Annotated in this window: 5 protein-coding genes and 1 pseudogene; all 6 read left to right on the top strand. The window is 40.9% G+C overall.

Annotated features, from left to right (window positions below; all coding sequences use genetic code 11):
- Positions 1 to 483 (top strand): RNA-guided endonuclease InsQ/TnpB family protein (locus QZZ35_RS09355; RefSeq protein WP_291237156.1); only part of this gene is annotated, 483 nt, incomplete at its 5' end.
- A gap of 231 nt (positions 484 to 714) precedes the next feature.
- Positions 715 to 1,137, top strand: a pseudogene (locus tag QZZ35_RS09360) (aminotransferase class V-fold PLP-dependent enzyme); the annotation flags it as partial.
- Between the two features lie 402 nt (positions 1,138 to 1,539).
- Positions 1,540 to 2,124 (top strand): guanylate kinase, encoded by a 585-nt coding sequence (locus tag QZZ35_RS09365; RefSeq protein WP_291237157.1) that lies wholly within the window; start codon positions 1,540 to 1,542, stop codon positions 2,122 to 2,124.
- A gap of 42 nt (positions 2,125 to 2,166) precedes the next feature.
- Positions 2,167 to 3,156: a DNA polymerase III subunit delta' gene (holB, locus tag QZZ35_RS09370; RefSeq protein ID WP_291237158.1), complete on the top strand. Its 990-nt coding sequence runs from the start codon at positions 2,167 to 2,169 to the stop codon at positions 3,154 to 3,156.
- 1 nt (position 3,157) lies between these two features.
- On the top strand, positions 3,158 to 4,042 hold the full coding sequence (locus tag QZZ35_RS09375; protein WP_291237159.1) for a PSP1 domain-containing protein: 885 nt from the start codon (positions 3,158 to 3,160) through the stop codon (positions 4,040 to 4,042).
- An 11-nt stretch (positions 4,043 to 4,053) separates the two neighbouring features.
- A partial coding sequence (locus QZZ35_RS09380) for a tRNA1(Val) (adenine(37)-N6)-methyltransferase (protein WP_291237160.1) occupies positions 4,054 to 4,541 on the top strand: 488 nt, incomplete at its 3' end.

The following is a 4,541-nucleotide window of genomic DNA, read 5'->3' on the forward strand; positions in this document are numbered from 1 at the left end:
AATTCGGAAGAAAAACTGGCAAGAGAGCAGAGAAGGCTTTCGCATTGTCAGAAAGGGAGCTGTAACTACAGGAAGCAGAAGCGAAAAGTAGCATTGTGCCATGAGAAAGTAAGAAACCAGAGGAAAGACTATATCCATAAACTTACCAGAAAGATCGCAGACACATATGATGCGGTAGGTGTGGAAGATCTTGACATGAAAGCTATGAGCCGTTGTCTGAATTTTGGTAAGAGCGTCATGGATAACAGCTACGGGATGTTCCGTGATATTCTGACATATAAACTGGAGGAGCAGGGTAAGAAACTGGTGAAGACCAATCGTTTCTTTCCGTCCAGCAAAAAATGCTGTATGTGCGGAAATGTAAAAAAAGAACTGAAATTATCCGAGCGGATCTATCGCTGTGACTGTGGAAGTGTCATGGACAGGGACAAAAACGCAGCAATCAATATCCGTGAAGAAGCGCGGAGAATGCTGACTGTATAAGCAGGGAGCAAAAAAGAAAATACGTCCGTATCCGGACAAAGTAATAAAAATGCCCGTATCCGGGCAAAAACAATCGCGGGGCACGCGAGGGTAGCCTGCAGATACTTGGCTCATGAGAGCCATTGAACAGGAAGCCCCCACTTCATAATCTTTGATTTAAGTGGTGGGAGCATGTCACTAAAACCAAATCTGAAGTAGCATAGTGGCTATAAATGATACAGAGGAGTTTTTATTATTATGAGTACAAATGAAGCCTTTATCCTGGACGGAGAGGGAATTCTGGGTCTTGAAGCAGCCTGTGCTTCTTTGACGGAGCCGGGAGATAAGGTTCTTGTCATTGACAATGGAATCTATGGGAAAGGCTTTGCGGATTTTGTTACTATGTATGGCGGCAAGGTGGAATTTTACACTGCACCTTATACAAAAGCCATCGATGTGGAAGCTTTTGGTAAATATCTGGAAAAGAATCATGATTTCAAATATGCTACTCTTGTTCATTGTGATACGCCAAGTGGAGTGCTGAATCCGGTGGAAGAGATCAGTAAAAAGCTCCATGAATATGGAATTATGACCATCGTAGATTCCGTGTCCGGAATGTTCGGTGAGCCGATTCATGTGGATGAGGGACAGATTGATATCCTCTGCGGCGATTCTGCGGATCATAAAAAGGAGAAAGAAAATTTATGTAAAAACCTGTTATTGTGTAGATATTTTCACAGTAACAGGTTGATTTTTTTGGCGAGGTCCGACAGCCACGACGCAAACTCTGACTTACTTAATACGCAGCCGCCGTCCTCTTTTTAAGTTACTGCAAAGCCCTGAGGCTAATATGCATTTTTATCATTTGACCGGAGAATTTATCTCCTTTGAAGATAAGTCCATTATATTCCAAAGATGTGTCCTACGTATGGAAAAGAAATTAAGTATTTCTGAAAAATCTAAAAAATATATTGCCATACCAAATCTCCTCCTTTTATTGAAATCAGTTATTTCTTATGTTAGTATGATACATAAAGTTTTAACAATAGAATGATGTTACAGGAAAAGAACACAGATATGGGTAAGTTATTTTATATTATGGGAAAGAGTGCATCCGGTAAGGATACGATTTATCAAAAGTTACTGGAAAATCCGGAACTTCATTTCCGCAGGCTGATTATATATACTACCAGACCTATCCGGGATGGAGAAAAGGATGGACAGGAATATTACTTTGTAAATGAGGACGAATTTCAGTGTCTGAAAGCTTCCGGAAAGATCATTGAGGATCGGGGATATGAGTCGGTTTATGGTCTGTGGAGATATTTTACTGTCGATAATATGAATCTGGAAAAATATAATTATCTGGGAATCGGTACTCTGGAGTCCTATGAACAGCTGAAGAAATACTATGGGGAAAATAAGGTATGTCCTGTCTATATAGAAGTGGAAGACGGAATGCGTCTTAAGAGAGCAATTGCACGGGAAGAAACTCAGGAAATACCCAAATATGAGGAAATGTGCCGCAGATTTCTTGCGGATAGTCAGGATTTTAGTGAGGCAAATATAAAGGCAGCCGGAATTTCCCGCCGTTTTCAGAATATGGATTTTATTACTTGTATGTCAGACATTGAAAAATACGTAAAATCTGTGTTATACTAATAGATGATGTTATCAATACACAAAAAAGCAGGAGGTGATATAATGCCGGGTTTTAAAGAAATCGTTGGTCATGAAGAAATTATACAGCATTTGCAGAATGCAATTCGGTTAGGAAAAGTTTCTCACGCATATATTCTCAGTGGTGAGAAGGGTTCCGGAAAAAAACTGCTGGCGAACACATTTGCTATGGCATTACAGTGTGAAAAGAAGGATATTGATCCTTGTCAGGAATGTCGCTCCTGTAAGAAAGCGATGAGCAGAAATCATCCGGATATTATATATATTACCCATGAAAAGCCAAATTCCATTGGTATTGAAGATATTCGTACCCAGCTTATTGAAGACGTGATGATCAAACCGTACTGCAGTTCTTATAAAATATATATTGTAGATGAAGCTGAAAAACTCACTCTTCAGGCACAGAATGCTCTTCTGAAGACGATTGAGGAGCCGCCGGCTTATGCGGTGATTATGCTTTTGACCAGCAATATGGATGCATTTCTTCCGACCATTACTTCACGGTGTGTGAAATTGAATCTTCGTCCGGTGCAGGAGAGCATGGTCAAAGATTATCTGATGGAAAAAATGAATCTTCCTGATTATCAGGCACAGATGGACGCAGCATTTTCACAGGGAAATATCGGGAAAGCAAAACAGATGGCAGAATCCGATGATTTTAATCTGATGACTGAGCAGGCACTTCGGATCTTGAAAAAGTCAAAAGAGCTGGAACTGTATGAAATGGTTGAGATGATTAAAGAACTTTCAGCAGAGAAGCAGAATATTGACGAGTATTTGGATTTGTTTGCTATGTGGTTCCGGGATGTACTGTTTTTTAAAGCCACCAAAGAGGTGGATGGGCTGATGTTTAAGGATCAGCTGAATTATATTAAGGAACGGGCAAAGAAAAGTTCTTATGAGGGAATCGAGAAGATTATTGATGCCATAGGAACTGCGAAAGAACGTTTACATGCAAATGTAAACTTTGATCTGGTGATGGAATTGCTGTTCCTGACAATACGGGAGAATTAATATGGTAAAAATAATAGGAGTCAGATTTCGGAATGTAGGTAAGATTTACTATTTCAATCCGAAAAATTTCCAGGTAAGTCCGGGAGAGCATGTAATCGTGGAGACAGCCAGAGGCGTAGAGTACGGCACTGTGGTTCTGGGCCCCAAGGAAGTAGATGATAATGAAGTTGTGCAGCCACTGAAGGATGTGATCCGTGTGGCAACACCGAAAGATGATGCAAAGGCGGAGAGCAACCGGAAGAAAGAAAAAGAAGCATATCAGATTTGTCTGCAGAAGATTCGTGCCCACGAATTGGAGATGAAGCTGATTGATGTGGAATATACCTTTGATAATAATAAAGTATTGTTTTATTTTACAGCAGATGGACGGATTGATTTCCGTGAACTGGTAAAAGATCTGGCGGCTGTCTTTAAGACAAGAATTGAACTGCGTCAGATTGGTGTGAGAGATGAGACAAAAATTCTGGGAGGTATGGGAATTTGCGGAAGAGGACTTTGTTGTCACACATATCTTTCTGAATTTGCACCGGTTTCTATCAAGATGGCAAAAGAGCAGAATCTTTCATTAAATCCTACAAAGATTTCCGGAGTATGTGGAAGACTTATGTGCTGTCTGAAAAATGAACAGGAAACTTACGAGTACCTGAATAAGAGACTGCCGAATACCGGCGATACGGTTACTACACCGGAGGGAATCAAAGGTGAAGTACAGAGTGTCAATGTACTGCGTCAGCTGGTTAAGGTTATTGTGGATATTGAGGATGAAAAAGAGATTCGGGAATATAAAGTGGAAGAACTGAAGTTCCGTCCGAAGCATAAAAAGGATAAAGTAAAATTATCCAAAGAAGAGATGAAGGAACTGGAAAAACTGGAGAGAGAAAACTGAGGATATCTGAGATGACAGTTGAATTAAAGGAACATGAGCGTCTGGATGATCTGCAGAATGGATATTTTATTATTCAAAATACGCAGGATTTTTGTTACGGAATAGATGCAGTGCTGCTTTCTGGATTTGCAAAGGTGAAGAAGGGGGAGCGTGCACTGGATATGGGTACCGGTACAGGAATTATTCCTATTTTGCTAAAAGCAAAAACCCAGGGGGAACATTTTACAGGTCTGGAGATTCAGGAACGCAGTGCCGAGATGGCAAGACGCAGTGTGGCTTATAATCATCTGGAAGATACGGTGACGATCCGGACGGGAGATATTAAGGAGGCTGCTGCCATATTTGGCAGGGCTTCTTTTTCTGTTGTTACATGTAATCCACCGTATATGACAGGAAGCCATGGCCTGACGAATCCCCATCTTCCGAAAGCCATTGCCCGCCATGAAGTTTTATGTACACTGGAAGATGTGATTTCACAGGCTTCTCAGGTGCTGAAGCC

It is taken from the genome of Frisingicoccus sp. (assembly GCA_016298055.1).
In the GTDB taxonomy this organism is placed as follows: domain Bacteria; phylum Bacillota; class Clostridia; order Lachnospirales; family Lachnospiraceae; genus Frisingicoccus.

Coding starts and splice junctions, on each gene's coding strand:
- QZZ35_RS09365 (WP_291237157.1), top strand. CDS start 1,540: ATGGGTAAGTTATTTTATATTATGGGAAAGAGTGCATCCGGTAAGGAT.
- holB (WP_291237158.1), top strand. CDS start 2,167: ATGCCGGGTTTTAAAGAAATCGTTGGTCATGAAGAAATTATACAGCAT.
- QZZ35_RS09375 (WP_291237159.1), top strand. CDS start 3,158: ATGGTAAAAATAATAGGAGTCAGATTTCGGAATGTAGGTAAGATTTAC.